This window comes from Marinobacter sp. F3R08, from assembly GCF_018860425.1.
Classification (GTDB): domain Bacteria; phylum Pseudomonadota; class Gammaproteobacteria; order Pseudomonadales; family Oleiphilaceae; genus Marinobacter.
In genome coordinates, this window is the sequence record NZ_JAHKPI010000014.1 from 1,249,209 (window position 1) to 1,267,542 (window position 18,334).

Sequence of the window (18,334 nt, forward strand, 5' to 3'; positions counted from 1 at the left end):
CTGGTTTGTTTATATGGTGCGGACCGCAAGGGGGGCTCTGTATACCGGCATAACCACGGACGTCGAAAGGCGATTCAGTGAACACCAGGCAGGTGCTCCGAAAGGCGCACGGAGTCTCAGGGGGAAGGGGCCGTTGGAACTGGTGTTCACAGGGGCCGCCGGAGACCGGAGTCGGGCCTCAAGGCTGGAGTGGCATATCAAACAATGGCCCCGGCCTAAAAAAGAGGCGCTTGCCCGGGGTGAGCTTAGCCTGCCAGATGACGTCTGATGTGTTGGCCGGCCGTTTCCATGGCCTCGGTGGCCCGGTCAAGTTGACCACTGTGCACCTGGAAGACATGCCAGAGGCTGTTGAACAGCTCAAGCCGGGTGTCCACATGGTCCCGTCTTGCAGCGCTGGCCAGTCGTTCTGCGTCGTTCAGCAGGATTTCCTGACTGCCAGCCTGGATCAGCAAAGGAGGCAGGCCGCTCAGGTCACCAAAAATCGGTGAAATAAGCGGGTTGGTCAGTGATGCCTCTCCGGCATAAAGCTTTGCTGCCTTGCGGGTCCAGCTAGCCTGAAGCACCGGTTCGCAATCCGGCGCGTAGAGCTGTTCCTGTGTCAGGTCCACCCAGGGTGAAAATACCGTGAGCGATGCCGGAAGCGTTAAACCCTGATTGCGCAGGCGCATGGCCAGTGCAACAGACAGGCCGCCACCTGCAGAATCGCCGGCAACGGCAATCTGTTCAGGTTTTCGCCCCTCGTCCAGCAGGCCTTTCCAGCAGGCTTCCGCGTCATCCAGTGCCGCAGGGAAGGGATGCTCCGGAGCAAGCCGATAATCCGGCGTGATGACCTGGCAGCCGCTGGTTTTTGCCAGATGTCCGGTTATGCCCCGGTGGGTACGTGAGGAGCCTATGATATAGCCGCCGCCATGCAGATACAGGATGGTGCCTTGAGGGTTCTTGCCAAACGTTGTCCGGATTGCCGGAATGCCGCCGACAGTGGTGGTTTCGAACCTGGCACCCCGGGGCGGTACTGAGCTCCGGTAAGCCTGGCGAACAAAGCGTCTCTGAAGTGAGACCGGAACGGCCGGGCTGAGAACGGGTCTCACAAGCCGATACATGGTCTGGCGCAATGTGCTCTCCAGAAGGCGCTGCAACATCTGTGTCTTTCCTCTGCTATGGGTTAGGATTGAAAACCCGGAACTTTAAACTCATTTATGACAGGCGTTTAACTCTACGTGTACTGGAAAACGGATACCATAGAAATTCCGAATTGGGACAGAGACTCTCTGCTGGAAAGGCTCGAAGCTTTTGATCCTTCCGTCCCGCGGGAACTGCCTGAGGAAATGGTGGCCTACTGCCGTTATTACGGCCTCGATCTCTGGGTTGAGCATCCGGGTGTGGCCTACCATCAGGGATACATCAATGCCGGTAATCATGAAGTCATGGTGCACTATTTTCGGCTGCCAGAGTCGACCCCTGAGCGTGGGACGGTGTTCATTCTTCATGGTTATTTCGACCACGTAGGGCTCTACAGTCAGTTGATTGATCGTTGTCTTGGGGCAGGTTTTGATGTTCTGGCATATGATCAGCCAGGCCATGGCCTTTCCAGTGGAACGCCAGCGTCGATTGGCAGTTTTCTGGAGTACCAGGGCGTTCTTGCGGATGTTATGGCCCAGGTAAGAGATAAGGTGCTCCAGCCCTGGTTTGCTGTTGGGCAGAGCACGGGAGGGGCGATCCTGATTGATTATCTTCTGTCCAATCAGCATAACCAGAAGACCTCCGAATTCCGGAACGTGGTGCTTCTGGCGCCTCTGGTCAGGCCGGCAGGATGGCTGGGAGCAAAAGTGCTCCATAGTATGGTGAAGCCTTTTATTTCCAGATGGCGCCGGGTGTTTGGGGCGAATAGTGGCAATACGCGTTTCCTGCGGTTCTTGCGGGAGCATGACCCACTTCAGGCGAGGGCGGTACACACCGATTGGGTAAGTGCTTTGCGACAGTGGGTGCCCCATATTGAATCAGCCAGACCTGTCGATTTTCCGGTGACGGTGGTGCAAGGTGAAAAGGATCTCACCGTCGACTGGCAGCACAATTTACGAATTATCAGGAACAAATTTGCCTCTGTTGAGGAACTGAAAATCCCTGACGGAAGGCATCATCTTGTAAACGAAGCTCAGGATTTGCAGGCAACGGTATTCAATACCATCATTGATACGTTCAAGAACTCGGCACCACAGACTCGCTAGAGATCTCTGCCAGGAACATCCAGCACAGGAGAAAGTTGTGAAAAAGACAATAGTCGCGTTTGCACTGGCCACAGTCGGCCTTAGCGGTTGTATGACTTATGACCCATACACCGGCGAGGAGAAGACATCCAATGCGACCGTAGGCAGTGTTATTGGGGCCATTGGCGGCGCTGCCATTGGTGCGGCAACCTCCAGTAAAAGTGATCGCGCGAAAGGTGCCCTGATCGGTGCAGCGGGTGGTGCGGCTGTTGGCGGGGGCATCGGTTACTACATGGACAAACAGGAAGCCGAGCTGCGTCACAAGCTGGAAGGTACCGGTGTTCGCGTTGTGCGTAATGGTGATGAAATCGAGCTTGTTATGCCGGGCAATATTACCTTCGATCTCAACGAATCGACCATCAAGCCATCGTTCAGCGGCACGCTGGAGTCTGTAGCGCTGGTTCTGAAAGAGTATGATAAGACCATCATCCAGATCGAGGGGCATACCGACAGCTCCGGCTCAGACAGCTACAACCAGTTGCTCAGTGAGCGTCGCGCTTCCTCTGTGCGTGATTTTCTGCTGAATCAGGGCATTGTACCCAATCGTACTCGAGCGGTTGGGTATGGAGAGCGTTATCCGGTGGCGTCCAACAGTACGGCTGCCGGGCGTGAGCAGAACCGCCGTGTTGAGCTGACACTGGTGCCCATGCAGTAGGCGGGGTATTTTGCTGGCAATAAAAAAACCGGAGCTGATGCTCCGGTTTTTTTATTGCGGGTCGTGAATCAGAACAGAACGCGACAGCGAATGGTTCCTTTCACTTTGAGCAGCTTCTCAAGCGCCAGTTCGCCGTAGGCTTTGTCGACATCAATCACGACATAGCCAATGTCTTCCTTGGTCTGAAGGTACTGACCACAGACGTTGATGCCATTTTCCGAGAACACCTGGTTGATTTCCGACATCACGCCGGGCACATTTTCATGGATATGCAGCAGGCGATGCTGGTTGGGGTGCGATGGCAGTGCTACTTCCGGGAAGTTCACAGAAGAGACGGAAGTTCCGTTGTCGCTGTACATAGCCAGTTTTTCCGCCACTTCACGGCCAATGTTCTCCTGAGCTTCGATAGTGGAGCCGCCCACATGCGGGGTCAGGATCACGTTGTCGAATTCCCGAAGCGGAGAAACAAATTCCTCGTTGTTGGACTTGGGCTCCACCGGGAAGACATCGATGGCGGCACCCAGCAGTTTGCCGCTTGCCAATGCTTCGGCCAGGGCGTCAATGTCTACTACCGTGCCGCGAGAGGCATTCATAAGGATGCTGCCAGGCTTCATCTGGGCGAATTGCTCTGCCTTGAACATGTACTTGGTGGCCGGCGTTTCTGGTACGTGCAGACTGACCACGTCGGCAATGTTGAGCAACTCCTGGAGTGTGCCTACCTGGGTGGCGTTGCCGATCGACAGTTTGGAAACCACGTCGTAGAAATACACATCCATGCCCAGGCTTTCGGCCAGGACACTGAATTGGGTGCCGATATTGCCATAGCCGATGATCCCCAGTTTTTTACCGCGGATTTCATAGCTGTCTTTGGCGGACTTCAACCATTCACCCCGGTGGGCCTTGGCGTTTTTCTCTGGAACGCCCCGCAGGAGCAGGATTGCCTGGGCCAGAACCAGTTCGGCCACGCTCCGGGTGTTGGAGAACGGCGCATTAAAGACGGCAATACCGCGTCGGGTTGCTGCCTGCAAATTCACCTGGTTGGTGCCAATACAGAAACAACCCACGGCCACCAGCTTCCTGGCGGCTTCAAATACTTTCTCGGTCAGCTGGGTGCGCGAGCGAATACCGACGAAGTGTGCGTCGGCAATTTTCTCAATCAGCTCTTCCTCGGCCAGCGAGTGAGTCAGATACTCAATGTTGGTGTAGCCCGCAGCATTCAGGGTATCAATCGCAGATTGATGCACGCCTTCCAGCAACAGAATCCGAATTTTGCTCTTCTCAAGAGACGTATTTGACATGGGCTTGCTTCCGAACCTTTCGTCACGTGAAATGACCTGTGGCCAGTGATCGTCAGGGCTGGCTCACAGAACAGGGGCGGTATGATACCATAAACAGAGATTTTCACAGTGCGCCGGTTTGCCTGAATCAACTGTCTGTGATTCCTGTTGCAAGATGCTCCGGCCCAAACCTGACGAGACCCAGAAATCCATGAATTCCGAACAGATCATTGCTTCCCTCAAAGACCTGATGGCCACCGGTGTTGCTCCCGGCAAGGTACTGACCGACCCGGCGGATCTGGATACCTATGGCAAGGACTGGACCAAAATCTACCCGCCTAAGCCATTGGCGATTGTGTTGCCGAAGACCACCGAGCAGGTTCAGGCACTCGTGAAGTTCGCTAACGAGAACCAGGTCTCACTGGTGCCCTCCGGCGGCCGGACAGGACTGAGTGCGGGTGCGGTTGCTGCCAACGGAGAAGTGGTTGTAGCGTTTGACAACATGAACCAGATCCTGGAATTCAACGCCAGTGACCGCACGGTGCGCTGCCAGGCTGGTGTAGTCACGGAACAGTTGCAGAATGCCGCTGAGGACAACGGACTCTATTATCCAGTGGATTTTGCCTCCGCCGGCTCCAGCCAGCTCGGAGGTAATCTGTCCACCAACGCCGGCGGTATCAAGGTGATTCGGTACGGTATGAGCCGGGACTGGGTTTCCGGTCTCAAGGTGGTGACCGGTAAAGGTGATATTCTGGATCTCAACAAAGACTTGGAGAAGAACAACACCGGTTACGATCTCCGTCATCTTTTTATTGGTGCAGAAGGTACTCTGGGTTTTATCACCGAAGCCACCATGAAGCTTTCCCGTCAGCCGGAAAACCTGACGGTACTGGTTCTGGGTCTGAATGACCTGACCAATACCATGGACGTCTTGCAGACATTCCAGAAGAAGATTGATCTGACCGCCTATGAGTTCTTCTCCCACCAGGCCATGGGGCATGTGCTGGCTCATGGACAGGTGCAGGCACCTTTCGAAACGGAAGCGCCATACTACGCATTGCTGGAGTTTGAATCGGTCTCCGATCAGGTAATGGACGATGCCATGTCCCTGTTCGAGCAGTGTGTGGAGAGTGGCTGGGTGCTTGATGGCGTGATCAGCCAGAGCGAAACCCAGGCCCAGAACCTGTGGCAGCTTCGTGAGCGTATCTCCGAGTCTATTGCTCCGCGCACGCCCTACAAGAACGACATTTCTGTGGTGGTCTCGAAAGTGCCGGGTTTCCTTCAGGAAATCGACGCGGTGGTGACCGAGCATTACCCGGACTTCGAAATTATCTGGTTCGGTCACATTGGTGATGGCAACCTGCATCTGAATATCCTCAAGCCAGAGGCTATGGCCAACGAGGATTTCTTTGAGAAATGCCAACAGGTTAACAAATGGGTGTTTGAGATTGTCGAACGCTATCAGGGCAGTGTGTCTGCCGAGCATGGCGTGGGGATGACCAAGAAACCCTATCTGCACTACACCCGCAGTGAGGCAGAGATTGCCTACCTGAGAGGCATCAAGCAGGTCTTCGATCCCAACGGCATCATGAATCCGGGCAAGATTTTCGACTGAATACCTGAACCAGGCTTCGGATCACCCCGCTGATCCGAAGCCAACTCCCTGGCAACTCCCTGGCAACTCCCTGCCAACGTCACACGCCTTCCCCCTTTTTTGGTGCGTTTTGCGATAGTCGCGCCACTCATCAGTGCATACCTTTCACACCTCAGCCCTGAGTGCATCGTCAGATGCCTTGGGAGCAATTTCTAGGCTTCTGAAAGTACACAACTATTTTTTGATTACCAGGATTGGCCTCATTCGTGCATTTAATATCGGGACATTTCGTCCCATTTTTTGGAGAAAGCGCTATGAGGCTTGTTAACACACACCAATATCGTCGATGGTTCCTGAGTGCTGTCGCGTGTTTCCTTCCTGTAGTTTCTCAGGCAGCAACCGAAGTTAATATCGGCGTACAACCCGCCACACAGCCTATTTATATTGCCAAAGCCGCCGGGTATCTCGCGCCCATCGAAGAAAAATATGATGTTTCTTTCGTTTTCCATAGTTTCTCGTACGGCGCACCTGAGAACCAGGCACTGGCGACTGGTGCGTTAGATCTTGCTTCGGCTGGCATGGGGCCGGCGATTGTCGCTTCCGCAAGACTTCCTGCCCAGCTCCTTGGTATCACGATTCTTGAACAGACAGCGATTATTGTGCCTGCAGATTCCGGGATTGCTTCTGTTGAAGATCTAAAGGGCAAGAAGATTGCGTATCCGGGCAAAGGCTCACAGCAATATCCATTGCTCGTCAAAGGCCTGGCGGATGCAGGTATGACGGTAGCGGATGTCCAGCTGTTCAAGACAAAAGGGTCTGATGTCACGCAATTGGTAACCCAGAAAGATGTGGACGCCGGAATTACCTGGGATCCGCATGTATCAAAAGCGCTTGCTTCTGGGGATGCAAAAGTACTGCTGAAGGCTGAGTCGATACTCCCTCTGAAGTCCGGACACTACATTGGCAACGGCTTCTATGGTCGTACCGAGTTTATCGAAAACAATGAGCCTCTTGTGCAGGACGTCATGGGTGCTCTGGTACAGGCCATTCAACTTATCAAGAGCGAGCCGGAAACTGCCATCGGAATGTGGAGCGACGAAATTGGTTTCCCCTCGGAGGTTATTGCCTTCTCTCTGAACGAAGAAATCTCGGTTTACGATCCTGATGTTGTGCCAGGCGAGGAGACGATATCGACCTACACCCGTTTCCTGAAAGACGCCGAAATCCTGATGGAGGGTGACGCACCGAAGGTCAACTCCAGCTTTGCTGCCAAGGCTTTGGCCAACTGAACTGTTTGCTTTGCCCCTGGTAGCGGCCTTGAAAAAGGTCTCACCAGGGGCCGGCAGATTCTTTTGTAGATTTTACACTGAACAGGATGACCCTAAATGGTCAACGTACGAAACCAGCTGCAGGGCGTTGTTCCCTATTTCCTGGCAGGCCTTGCGATTATCGTGGTTTGGCAGGGCGCTATCGAAATTCTGAACCCCAGCGCCGCCATTTTACCCACACCGGGCGCTACAGGGAGCACACTCTGGACGCTGATCGCAACGGGTGAGCTTTTCACCCATGTGTTTGCGAGTCTGTCCCGGGTGTTATCTGCATGGGCCTTGGCTGCGGTTATCGCCATCCCGCTGGGACTGATTCAGGGCACCAATCGTCGCTTTGAAAGTGTTTTTGATCCTGTTGTCGAACTGTTTCGTCCAATCTCGCCGCTGGCCTGGATTCCGCTCGCAATACTATGGTTCGGTATCGGGGAATCGGGAAAGATCTTCATCATCTTTATCGCAACGTTTTTCCCGATTCTGCTTAATACCGTCTCTGGAGTTAAAGCCGTTGATCCGGTGATGATTCGTGCGGGTCGAATACTGGGCTGTGACACCTCCCTCAAACTGTTCCTCAAGGTCATTTTGCCAGCAGCGATGCCGACCATTCTGGTGGGATTAAGAATAGCTTTCGGTACTGGCTGGGCCGCAATTATCGCAGCGGAGCTGGTGGCCGCACAGGAGGGGCTTGGATTCCTTATCTCTGACGGCATGGAAATATTGCGTTCGGATCTGGTCCTTGCCGGGATGGTGGTCATAGGCGTGTTGGGTGTGATGATTGACTCGGTTTTTCGTCTGGTCGGTCGCAAAGTGAACTGGGGGACGCAATCGTGACAACGGTATTTGATAAAACAAAGAGCAAAGCAAAAGGCATTCTGATCCAGAATGTGAGCAAGCTATTTTTTCCTGCCAATGGTGAGCCGGTTGAGGCATTGAAACCAGTGAATCTGGATATCCAACCCGGCGAATTTGTGGCGGTTATTGGCCCCTCAGGCTGTGGCAAAAGTACCCTGCTCAATATTGTCGCCGGATTTGAACAGGCAACGGCAGGCAGCGTGTTGGTGGATGGGGAAAGAGTGGCTAAACCCGACATCGACCGTGGCATGGTGTTCCAGCAATACGCACTCTTCCCCTGGCTAAACGTTCAGGAAAACGTCGAGTTTGGACTCAAGCAGCTTAATGTTCCGGAAAAGGAACGCACTGAAATCGTCACTTCGTTCCTTACGTTGGTGGGGCTGCAGGATTTTGCCAGCGCTCGCATAGATTCCTTGTCGGGAGGTATGAAACAGCGAGTGGCACTGGCCAGGGTGTTTTGTACCAACCCGTCAATCATTCTCATGGATGAGCCTTTTGGCGCGTTGGATGCGCTCACTCGAAGCATGCTTCAGAAGGAGCTTTTGTCGATCTGGCAGGAGTATGAGAAGACCGTCATGCTGATTACACACTCGGTGCAGGAAGCTCTTGTGCTGGCCAATCGCATTGTTGTCATTACAAGCCGACCCGGACGGGTAAAACTGAATATCAAAGTCGATCTTCCCTATCCCCGAGATCTTAAATCTGCCGCATTCCGTGAGCTTGAGGCGGAAATTCTTGATCAGCTGACTGATGAGATCGCAAAGTCTTATGGTGGCCAATCCCAAGTCCTGACGGCGGATTGAGATGACAACATCAAATGTAATCGATAATTCTGACCTTGCAGTTGTCACCCCAAGGGAGCTTGAGGAACAGACCCGCCAGGTTCTTCAGGAAATAGAGACATCTGGGATAAATGCCTTTTCCTGGGTTCAGTGCACGCCTGCTGTTTTCGAGAACGAGGCGTTGGCGGGTGAGCTTTCAGAACGCCCACTTGCCGGGTTGCCTGTTGCTGTAAAGGAGGTGATCGACGTTGCGGGGGCGCCTATTGGCCGTGGTTGTGGTGCCTTCGCTGGGAGAATAGCGGATGCCAGCGCCGAGATAGTCCTAAGGCTGGAGGCGCTGGGCGCGCAGATTATAGGCATAACGCGATCGACTGAAATGGCCATCGCGGGGGAAACCTCAACCCTGAATCCCTGGTCTTCCCAGCACAGCCCCGGTGCTTCCTCAAGCGGGTCTGCCGCTGCTGTCGGAGCGGGCCTGGTGCCCTTTGCCCTGGGAACACAGACAATCGGGTCTGTTATCCGTCCGGCAGCCTATTGTGGCGTGGTCGGATTTAAACCCTCACTTGGGGTAGGGCCTACCGCCGGAGTGGCCCTTTTGAGTGCCACTCTGGACCACGTTGGATATTTCGCAGACTCTCTGGAGCGGATGAGGCAGGTTCTGTCGCTTTTGTACCCGAGTCTGTCGCCTATACAGAAGGCCGATTCCAGACCCCGATTTGTCTTTGTAGAGCCATGGTTTGATTGCACCGGGCTCGGGCCGTTTTACGCCCGGCAGCATCGCCTGAAGTCGGCGTGCGAAGCGTCGGGCTATGATTGGGCAGAGTTGACCCTGGACGAGGAGATAACCGGTCAGGAGGCCAGACTGGTACATACGATCTTGTGCTTTGAAATGTTCCGGAGCTGGGGAAGCACCTTGCTGCATCATCCGGGCGCCAGTGAGGAATTGAAAGGCTTCCTCCGGCACGGTAAGTCCATTACCGAGGATGAGTACAATGCGTGTCTCAATGCACGTCTGGATATGATGGAACGAGTTGCAGGGCAACTGGATCGTGGTGATATTGTCGTTTTCCCCTCGGTACTCGGGGTTCCTCCGAAAATAGGACAGGGCACCGGTTCCAGAGACCCCCAGAGACTCTGGACGTTATTGGGAATGCCAGCGCTGAACCTGCCGGTGGGTTGGGGGGAAGGATTTCCGCTCAATCTGCAATTGGTAGCCCGTCGCGGTGAGGACCGGCGATTGCTGGAGGCTGCGCAGATTGTCAGCGAGCTGATGGGACAACCGATTCCGGATTCTGTCAACGGATGATCGCGCCAGAACTGCTAACGGCTTTTCTCGCTGCGACGGTATTCTTTGCCTCGTTGGTGCGCACTGCCACGGGGTTTGGTTTCGCGCTGCTGGCCGTACCCATGATGGGTTTGGTGCTGGAGCCAGCGAGCGCTGTCGGGATCAGTCTTGTCTTCCAGATTATCACTGGCCTGCCCATTGCCTTCCATGGGCTGTCCCGTTTCGAATGGGACTATGCGCTTAGGCTGGTTGGTTTAGCTCTGATTGGCCTGCTTCCGGGTCTGCTGGTTCTGTTGCTCTTACCACCCTTGTTTGCTCGGATTATGCTGGTCGCCTCGGTGTTGATTGCGTTGTATTTCATTGCTCGGCGGATGACGTTCAAGGCCAACCTGTCTTTTGTCCAGTGGGCGGGGATTGGTCTGAGTGCAGGTTTCATGCAGGGTGTCGCTGGAGCTTCCGGGCCACCAATTCTGGCTGCACTGCATGCAGATTCAGAACTTGGCATTGCGTCGAAGCGACGCATAATGGCACTGTTCTTTGTTTTCGCAGGAGTGCTCGCAGTCCCTCCCATTATGTTCAGCTTCCCGGAAGAATTGCTCGACTGGAAACTGGTGGGTGCGTTGTTTCTCGCAATGTTCATGGGGTTTGCGGCAGGGCAACAGCTCTTCTCTCGAATGAATGCTAACCACTTTCATCGGGCGACGGTTGTATTACTTGTCGTTTCGCTCGGTCTGGCATGCTATCCACTGATTCATGAACTGGATCCTTTGGTGCCCATATTCACTGATTAACAGGAGAGGTTGCGTTGAGCTCTGCTATTGAACGCGCATTTTTTATTCTGGAGTGTTTTGGCAAACATCAGAAACCCCTTCGACTTGCCGATGTGGTTGATGAACTGGAGTTGCCCAAACAGACCGCGCACCGCCTCATCAGGCAGCTGGAATCAATGGAATTGCTGGAGCGAGATATTCAGCCGGGTAAATTCAGGCTTGGTACTCGCATGCGTACCCTGGGTATTGCGTCCATTCTTTCTCAGAACCAAACGGTATTCACCAGAGCCATTCTTGAGGACTTGAAGAATCGCTTTGAGGAAACTGTCAATATTGGAGTCCTTGATAAAGGAGAGGTACTCTATATTGATAGGGTTGAGTGTCATTGGCCGCTCCGGGTTCAACTTAGCCCGGGCAGCAAGGTCAAGGCACATTGCACAGCCATCGGAAAATTATTACTGGCACACCTCCCGGAAAGCCAGTTTGCAGTGACTCTTCGAAATATAACGCTGGAACAGTACACGCCCAATACCATCACCGATCCCGCAGCCCTGAAGGCAGAATGTAGTAAAATTCGGGAGCAAGGCTATTCCGAGAACATCGGAGAGGACCTGCAAGGTCTTGTAGCCCTGGCGGTGCCGGTTTATGGTCATTCCGGACAGGTCATTGCCGGAATAGCGGTTCACGCCCCAGAAGCACGGATGAGTCTTGCGACTATGCATACCCATCTTGCGGCGCTTGTTGATGCCGCTGACAGGCTGGGCCTTGCACTCACGGCCGGGAATACCTGAATGGCAGGTTGTGCCACCACGTTTCAGGGGTTAGTTTGGAGTTATGCAAGATCACATTGTTGTTCTGACTGGCGCGGGTATCAGCGCCGAAAGCGGTCTCTCCACCTTCCGGGATAATGGCGGGTTATGGGAGGAACACAGTGTTTACGATGTGGCTACACCCGAGGCATTTGTCCGCAACCAGGAGCTGGTGCTTCGGTTCTACAATGACCGCCGGCGCCAGCTGGAATCTGCTGAACCTAATCAGGCTCACCGCCTGCTGGCGGAGCTGGAGCAGCGCTACCGGGTCACCGTTATCACGCAGAACGTGGACGACCTTCACGAACGCGGTGGCTCCAGCAATGTCATTCACCTGCATGGCGAACTCACCAAGGCCCGGAGCTCCCGTTCCCCGGAGTTGGTATATGACATCGGATATCGGGATATAAGCACAGGCGATACCTGCGAGCGGGGCAGTCAGTTGCGCCCGCACATTGTCTGGTTCGGTGAGGAAGTTCCGTTGCTTGAAACAGCCGCCGAGGTTGTGCGTACGGCAGATCATTTGTTGATTGTGGGAACCTCGCTGCAGGTCTATCCGGCGGCCGGGCTGGTCTATGAAGTGGACCGGGGGGTGCCTATTACAGTGATTGATCCCGGCGAACCGGCTTCCGTGTCCCGGGCTCGGGTTATTCGCAAGGGTGCCGCAGAGGGCGTTGCGGAGTGGGTCGCTCAGCTGACCTGATCGGGAACCTTGTCCTTCAGGTTTTGAGGTATCTCTCCAGCTCTTCTCTGAAAGCGGCCTGAACGCCCAGGCGTTTCAGCATCCAGTAGTGACCGGCAATCATCCGGTCGATAAAAATGCTTTCCACGGGCGGTTTGAAGTAGTCCAGGTATTTGAAAACGGTGCTGGTTTTCTCGGCCACCCGTTTGTGGATGTCGGCTTCGGCGAAGTCATAAGGCACATCCCGTTGTTCAAAGGGCACCACAAGAATATCCCGCCACATGGCGTAGTAGGCTTCATCCACGGCTGGCTGGCTGCCAACCCGCGCGCCAAGGTCAATCAGGTGACGGTCCAGGGCCTCGTAATCCTCGTCCAGAGCTGCGACCAGGGCATTCCGGTAGGCTTCTATGATCTGCGGTTTCAGCTTTTTCACACAGCCGAAGTCATACATGATGATGGAACCATCCGGCCGGTAGGCAAAATTGCCGGCATGAGGATCGCCATGGATGCACTGGAAACGGAACAGTTGATCGGCCATCAGGGTAAAGATCCTATGACCGATCAGATTGATGGCGTCCTGATCGTAACGTTCATTGGTGACCTTGCTGACATGATCGCCTTCGACCAGTTCCAGTGTCAGTACCCGGCGGGTTGAATGGCTTTCAATCACCGAGGGGATGAGAACCCAGGGCTGATCTTTGTGGAACTGCCGGAACAGTTCTATGTTTCTCGCCTCGTTCTCGTAGTCGAGCTCCTCCTTGAGCCGTTCCCGGATCTCTGCGAACAGCCGGTCAACGGACTCCTTGGGCATTTTCAGCAGACCGCCCAGTCTCAGCGCCATGCGCAGTTGCTTGAGGTCCGAATCGCAGGATTCGTCTACTCCGGGGTACTGAATTTTGACAATGACATCGGTACCGTCATGAAGCCGGGCACGATGCACCTGGCCGATGGAGGCGGCGGCGTATGGAGCTTCCTGCAGGTATTCGTACAGGTCTGAAACCGGTTTACCCAGCTCCGATTCGATCTGGCCACGGATGACCTCAAACGGCATCGGAGGGGCCTCTTTCTGCAGTTTTTCCAGGGCATCGGAAAATTCCCGAGGCAGAAAGTCTTGGGTCTGGGACGCTATCTGGCCTACTTTCATCACGGCCCCTTTCAGCTCACCCAGAGTGTCGGCAATCTGATCGGCCATGCGGGAATAGCTTTCACTCCGAGCCCCTTCATCGTTCTCTGAACGGAAGAGTCTGCGTGCGCGATCGCCGGCATACTGACCGGCCACAGAGGCTGTCATGCCCGCGAGTTTGAAAAATCGACCGCTTCGGGAGGTAACCGGTTTCTTTGCCATAAACAGATGTACGCCTTTGACCGGATTTGGATTTGGCCCGGTCCTGCACGTTAAACCACTTTGGTCTCTACGAACAGTAAGTCTTCGAGTTCAAGGGAAAGGGTCTGGCCGGGGTTGAGCGGGCCAACGCCTTTGGGCGTGCCTGTCAGCACTACATCACCGGGCTGCAGAGTGAACTGACTGCTGATATGCGCGATCAGTGGAACAATCGGGTTGAGCATGTCTCCGGTATCGCCGGTCTGCTGGCGTTGGCCGTCTATGTCCAACGTGAAGTGAATCCTGTTTCCGGTGAACGTCTCAGCCGGGACAAACGGTGACAGAGGGCAGGCGCCATCGAAGCCCTTGGCGCGCTCCCAGGGCTGCCCCTTTTCTTTGAGTTTGCTCTGCAGGTCTCGCAACGTCAGGTCCAGTGCCAGACCGTAGCCGAGAATGGCAGCTTCAGCCTCACTGGCCGAAGCATTGGTAAGGGGGCGGCCGATCAGGACTGCCAGTTCGGTTTCAAAGTGAACCGTGCGCTGATTCTGAGGGCACTTCACGGGGCGGGTAATATGGACGGCCGAAGTTGATGGCTTGATGAACAGCAGGGGCTCATCCGGTACCGGGTTATTGAGCTCCCGCGCATGCTCGGCATAATTCCGGCCAATGCAGACTACTTTTCCCAGTGGCAGATGAACGGGGGTGCCATCCTTCCAGTGATGTTGGTACTCCGGCATGGTTGTCTCCTGTTTGCGGGTGTTTATTCCCCTTCAAAAGAGCAAACAGTATAAACCTGAAGGCCTTCTTCCTGTAGCTTGCGGGAGCCCCCAAGGTCAGGAAGGTCGATCATGGCGGCTACTTCTACGATCTCTGCACCAATTCGACGGATCAGCCGGGTCGCTGCCAGCATGGTGCCACCGGTGGCGATCAGGTCGTCTACCAGAACCACGTTATCACCCGGCTTGAAGGCATCCTTATGCAGCTCAACGGAGGCTGTGCCATATTCAAGCTCGTAGTCTTCCACCAGCGTGTCGAACGGCAATTTCCCTTTTTTGCGAACCAGTACGAGAGATGCGTTGAGCTCGTAGGCCAGTGCTGAACCGATGATGAATCCGCGTGCATCCACGGCTGCTACGGCATCAATCTGGTGACCGTGGTAGCGGTGAACGAAGGCATCAATCAGCTTCCGGAAAGCTGTTTTGTCCTGCAATACAGTAGTGATGTCGCGAAAGGCAACGCCGGGCTTGGGCCAGTCTGGTACCGTGCGGATAGCCTTCTTGATGCTCTCGGAAAAATAATCCATAAACGTCCCGGTTACTATTCTGGATGCGGATCAGGCCGCATCCAGGAAAATGAATTTCAGCACGAAGACAACGGCAATGATCACCACGCTTGCATTCAGATCCGACCAGCGGCCACTCAATGCTTTCAGAATCGCGTAGGTGATGAAACCGAGGGCAATGCCGTTGGCGATGGAAAAGGTCAACGGCATCATCAGGGCCGTAACGACAGCTGGAGCGGCGTCGGTAATGTCGTCCCAGTCAATCAGCTTCAGGCCACTGGCCATCAAAACGGCTACGTAGAGCAGTGCCGGCGCCGTGGCGTAAGCAGGGATGATGCTGGCGATCGGCGACAGGAGAAGGCAGGCGAGGAACAGCGCTGCAACAACTACAGCTGTCAGGCCGGTACGGCCGCCGGCAGAGATACCTGCGGTCGACTCGATGTAACTGGTGGTGGTTGATGTGCCCAGGGCTGCGCCCGACATGGTGGCAACGGAATCCGACATCAGAGCACGGCCCAGGCGCGGAAGTTTACCCTCCTTGTCCAGCAGGCCACCCCGGTGGGCGGCGCCAATGAGGGTGCCGGAGGTATCGAACAGATCAACAAACAGAAACGCGAAGATCACGCTGATCATGCCCACGTTCAGGGCGCCAGCGAGGTCCAGCTGCATGAATGTTGGTGCCAGGCTCGGAGGTGCCGAGACAAGGCCGTTGTACTCCACCATGCCCAGGGCCATGGCAAACCCGGTAACGGCAATGATGCCAATCATCACGGCACCGGTGACCTGCCGAAACGACAGGGCGCAGATCAATACAAAACCGCCGAAGAACAGAAGACTTTCAGCGACTTTGACCTCTCCCAGTCCAACGAGTGTCGCGGGGTGATCCACGACGATGCCGGCATTCTTCAGCGCAATCAGTGCAAGGAAGAAACCAATGCCGGCGGAAATGCCAAAACGAAGGGACATCGGAATGCTGTTTATTATCCATTCTCGAACTTTGAAGATGCTCAGGATGAAGAACAGGAAGCCGGAAATGAAGACCGCCCCCAGCGCCACCTGCCAGCTGTATCCCATGCTGCCAACAACGGTGAACGAGAAAAAGGCATTCAGGCCCATGCCTGGCGCCAGGGCAATCGGGTAGTTGGCCCACAGCCCCATGATCAGGGTGCCGATGACGGCGGCGAGGCAGGTAGCAACGAACACGGCTCCGAAATCCATCCCGGTTGAGGACAGGATGCTCGGGTTAACCACGATAATGTACGCCATGGTCAGGAAGGTGGTAAAACCTGCGACCACTTCTTTACGAACTGTGGTGCCGTGGGCCTGGAGTTGGAAAAGTCGTTCAAGCATGACGGGTGTCTGCCTCAAAAGATGCTGAAAGTGGGTGTTTGGAGGTCTGATTTTGACGGAATTCGTCTATTGCGTGAAAAAACGGCAATGTTACCGGCTCATCCGCCTCAGGCCAAGGGATGATTGACAGTTCGTCAAACGGATCGTCGGATTAGTGTGTCTGTGGGTCCCGTTGCAGGCGGATATCGAACTTTACCGCAAGCATTCTGACAATCACGATGAACAGCAGGCCAATGGTTAGAGGCAGTGCTTCGTAATCAAGGAACCATTGGCACAGAAAGTAGAGCCAGCATCCGGCGAAAGAAATGGAAGCGTAAATCTGATCTTTGCGGAAAATGTAGGGCACTTCGTTGCACAAGGTGTCTCTGAGCGCGCCGCCGAAGGTGCCGGTCATGACGCCGAGCAGGGAAGCGATGAACCACGAGTGACCCATGTCGAGGGCCAGTTGGGCACCCAGAATGGAAAATACACCTAGCCCGATCGCATCTGGAAACACGATTCTGGACTCTCTCAGTCGCTCTGCCCGCTTGGAGTAACTGAAGATGATCGCCATAACAAGGATCAGCATGGGCTGTTCCTCATGTTTGATCCAGTAGAGTGGGTGGTTGTCCATTATCAGGTCCCGCAAGGTACCGCCGCCCAGAGCGGTGATAAACCCGATGGTAAACACACCGACAGGATCCATATTCTTGGAGCGAGCCACAATCATCCCGGAAATCGCGAACGCGATGATCCCGATCATTTCCAGTGAATAAATGATATCGAACATGGCTAGCCCCAAAAAAGGCCAGGATTGGCCTTATGCCGCACTTACAAGCGCGCAGGATAACGAAAAAAGGTCAGGCTTTCATCTTGAGCGTCGGAGGGAGGGTGAGCCCAGGGGGGCAGGGAGGTTTCGAAAACTCTGGACGAGCAGGGGATATGTTCTGGCAATTTAACAGCTACTGAATAAATATCGTTTATAAATTTAGATAAAAGAGCTTTATTTGCTTCATGACCCGACTCTGTTTAGCGTGACGGGTATCACGAAGCAGGCACGATTCGCCTGGAACCCGATCAGAACAGGAACGAAGAGTCCATGAAAGCTATTCTCTGCAAGGAATACGGACCGGCCGAAAAGCTGGTCATTGACGATGTGCCCAGCCCCGAGGTGAAAGGCCGTGGTGTCAAGGTGCGGGTAAAGGCCGCGGGCCTGAACTTTCCGGATACCCTGATTATTGAAGGCAAGTACCAGTTGAAGCCCACCATGCCGTTTTCACCGGGTGGAGAAATGGCAGGAGAGGTTATTGAAGTCGGTGATAAGGTCACCCGGTTCAAGACTGGAGACCGGGTTGCGGGCCTGACTGGTTACGGAGCCTTTGCCGAAGAAGTAATCGTACCCGAGCAGAACCTTTTGCCCGTTCCCGATGGCATGTCTGACGAGAAGGCTGCCGCCTTCACCATGGTTTACGGAACGTCCTATTACGCGCTGAAACAACGCGCCAACCTTCAGCCCGGTGAAACCCTCTTGGTTCTGGGTGCCAGTGGTGGTGTTGGTCTGGCAACCGTTGAACTTGGCAAGGCCATGGGGGCGCATGTTATTGCCGCTGCGAGCTCCGCCGAGAAGCTTGCCGTGGCTAAAGAAGCCGGCGCTGACGAGCTGATCAATTATTCCGAAGAGCCACTCAAAGACGCGATCAAGAAGCTCACCCACAGTAAGGGCGTGGATGTCATCTACGATCCGGTAGGGGGAGACTTTACGGAGCAGGCTCTTCGTGCGATGGCCTGGAACGGTCGGCATCTCATTATCGGCTTCGCCGCTGGAGACATCCCTAAAGTCCCGGCGAACCTGACCCTGCTAAAAGGCTGTTCGGTCGTGGGTGTCTTCTGGGGCAGTTTCACCCAGCGTGAGCCGGAGGCCAGTGCCCAGAATATGTTGGAGCTGATGAAACTCTACGGTGAAGGCAAGATTGACCCGAAGATCAGCGAAGTCTTTGAATTTGGGGATTACGCCAAGGCCCTGGGCTCGCTGACTGAACGGCGAGCCACCGGCAAGGTCGTTCTGAAGGTCGGCTCCTGAAGGGTATCCCGGCCATAACGCCTCGGG

Annotated in this window: 19 protein-coding genes; 12 read left to right on the forward strand and 7 right to left on the reverse strand. The window is 54.7% G+C overall.

Annotated features, from left to right (window positions below; all coding sequences use genetic code 11):
* The first annotated feature begins 13 nt into the window (after positions 1-13).
* The gene (locus KO499_RS08825) at positions 14-268 is read left to right on the forward strand and encodes a GIY-YIG nuclease family protein (protein WP_215983422.1); all 255 of its coding nucleotides are present in this window, start codon (positions 14-16) and stop codon (positions 266-268) included.
* Here KO499_RS08825 and KO499_RS08830 read toward each other — a convergent pair.
* The gene (locus KO499_RS08830; RefSeq protein WP_215983324.1) at positions 246-1,139 is read right to left on the reverse strand and encodes an alpha/beta hydrolase; all 894 of its coding nucleotides are present in this window, start codon (positions 1,137-1,139) and stop codon (positions 246-248) included. The two genes, KO499_RS08825 and KO499_RS08830, sit on opposite strands and share 23 nt — an antisense overlap.
* 78 nt (positions 1,140-1,217) lie before the next feature.
* Here KO499_RS08830 and KO499_RS08835 point away from each other — a divergent pair, with 78 nt between their 5' ends.
* Both KO499_RS08835 and KO499_RS08840 read left to right on the forward strand, forming a co-directional pair.
* On the forward strand, positions 1,218-2,225 hold the full coding sequence (locus KO499_RS08835; RefSeq protein ID WP_215983325.1) for an alpha/beta hydrolase: 1,008 nt from the start codon (positions 1,218-1,220) through the stop codon (positions 2,223-2,225).
* A gap of 37 nt (positions 2,226-2,262) precedes the next feature.
* Entirely contained in the window at positions 2,263-2,919 is a 657-nt protein-coding gene (locus KO499_RS08840) for an OmpA family protein (protein WP_215983326.1), read from the forward strand.
* A 68-nt stretch (positions 2,920-2,987) separates the two neighbouring features.
* Here the strand turns inward: KO499_RS08840 and serA are convergent, their stop codons facing one another.
* Positions 2,988-4,217: a phosphoglycerate dehydrogenase gene (serA, locus tag KO499_RS08845; protein WP_215983327.1), complete on the reverse strand. Its 1,230-nt coding sequence runs from the start codon at positions 4,215-4,217 to the stop codon at positions 2,988-2,990.
* 190 nt (positions 4,218-4,407) lie between these two features.
* Here serA and KO499_RS08850 point away from each other — a divergent pair, with 190 nt between their 5' ends.
* From KO499_RS08850 to KO499_RS08885, 8 genes are all read left to right on the forward strand, one after another.
* Positions 4,408-5,811 (forward strand): FAD-binding oxidoreductase, encoded by a 1,404-nt coding sequence (locus tag KO499_RS08850; RefSeq protein WP_215983328.1) that lies wholly within the window; start codon positions 4,408-4,410, stop codon positions 5,809-5,811.
* A gap of 293 nt (positions 5,812-6,104) precedes the next feature.
* The gene (locus tag KO499_RS08855) at positions 6,105-7,079 is read left to right on the forward strand and encodes an ABC transporter substrate-binding protein (RefSeq protein ID WP_215983329.1); all 975 of its coding nucleotides are present in this window, start codon (positions 6,105-6,107) and stop codon (positions 7,077-7,079) included.
* A gap of 96 nt (positions 7,080-7,175) precedes the next feature.
* Positions 7,176-7,946 (forward strand): ABC transporter permease, encoded by a 771-nt coding sequence (locus KO499_RS08860; RefSeq protein ID WP_215983330.1) that lies wholly within the window; start codon positions 7,176-7,178, stop codon positions 7,944-7,946.
* Positions 7,943-8,770 carry an ABC transporter ATP-binding protein gene (locus KO499_RS08865; protein WP_323133329.1) on the forward strand — a complete coding sequence of 276 codons (828 nt, stop codon included), beginning with the start codon at positions 7,943-7,945 and terminating at the stop codon, positions 8,768-8,770. Before KO499_RS08860 ends, KO499_RS08865 begins: the two co-directional genes overlap by 4 nt.
* A gap of 1 nt (position 8,771) precedes the next feature.
* Complete coding sequence (locus KO499_RS08870; protein WP_215983331.1) at positions 8,772-10,055, forward strand: amidase; 1,284 nt, start codon at positions 8,772-8,774, stop codon at positions 10,053-10,055.
* On the forward strand, positions 10,052-10,825 hold the full coding sequence (locus KO499_RS08875) for a sulfite exporter TauE/SafE family protein (protein WP_215983332.1): 774 nt from the start codon (positions 10,052-10,054) through the stop codon (positions 10,823-10,825). Before KO499_RS08870 ends, KO499_RS08875 begins: the two co-directional genes overlap by 4 nt.
* A gap of 14 nt (positions 10,826-10,839) precedes the next feature.
* On the forward strand, positions 10,840-11,595 hold the full coding sequence (locus KO499_RS08880; RefSeq protein ID WP_215983333.1) for an IclR family transcriptional regulator: 756 nt from the start codon (positions 10,840-10,842) through the stop codon (positions 11,593-11,595).
* A 43-nt stretch (positions 11,596-11,638) separates the two neighbouring features.
* Positions 11,639-12,316 carry an SIR2 family NAD-dependent protein deacylase gene (locus KO499_RS08885; RefSeq protein ID WP_215983334.1) on the forward strand — a complete coding sequence of 226 codons (678 nt, stop codon included), beginning with the start codon at positions 11,639-11,641 and terminating at the stop codon, positions 12,314-12,316.
* 16 nt (positions 12,317-12,332) lie between these two features.
* On the opposite strand, the gene KO499_RS08890 is transcribed toward KO499_RS08885, so the two are convergent.
* From KO499_RS08890 to KO499_RS08910, 5 genes are all read right to left on the reverse strand, one after another.
* A complete protein-coding gene (locus KO499_RS08890; RefSeq protein WP_215983335.1) occupies positions 12,333-13,640 on the reverse strand; it encodes an ABC1 kinase family protein in 1,308 nt (435 codons plus the stop codon).
* A gap of 50 nt (positions 13,641-13,690) precedes the next feature.
* Positions 13,691-14,353, reverse strand: a complete 663-nt coding sequence (locus KO499_RS08895; protein ID WP_215983336.1) for a fumarylacetoacetate hydrolase family protein — start codon at positions 14,351-14,353, stop codon at positions 13,691-13,693.
* A 23-nt stretch (positions 14,354-14,376) separates the two neighbouring features.
* Positions 14,377-14,919 carry an adenine phosphoribosyltransferase gene (locus KO499_RS08900; protein WP_215983337.1) on the reverse strand — a complete coding sequence of 181 codons (543 nt, stop codon included), beginning with the start codon at positions 14,917-14,919 and terminating at the stop codon, positions 14,377-14,379.
* Positions 14,920-14,949: 30 nt separating this feature from the next.
* Complete coding sequence (locus KO499_RS08905) at positions 14,950-16,248, reverse strand: NCS2 family permease (RefSeq protein ID WP_215983338.1); 1,299 nt, start codon at positions 16,246-16,248, stop codon at positions 14,950-14,952.
* A gap of 151 nt (positions 16,249-16,399) precedes the next feature.
* The gene (locus KO499_RS08910; RefSeq protein WP_215983339.1) at positions 16,400-17,017 is read right to left on the reverse strand and encodes a trimeric intracellular cation channel family protein; all 618 of its coding nucleotides are present in this window, start codon (positions 17,015-17,017) and stop codon (positions 16,400-16,402) included.
* Positions 17,018-17,326: 309 nt separating this feature from the next.
* Here KO499_RS08910 and KO499_RS08915 point away from each other — a divergent pair, with 309 nt between their 5' ends.
* Positions 17,327-18,307 carry an NADPH:quinone oxidoreductase family protein gene (locus KO499_RS08915; protein ID WP_215983340.1) on the forward strand — a complete coding sequence of 327 codons (981 nt, stop codon included), beginning with the start codon at positions 17,327-17,329 and terminating at the stop codon, positions 18,305-18,307.
* The last annotated feature ends 27 nt before the right edge of the window (positions 18,308-18,334 follow it).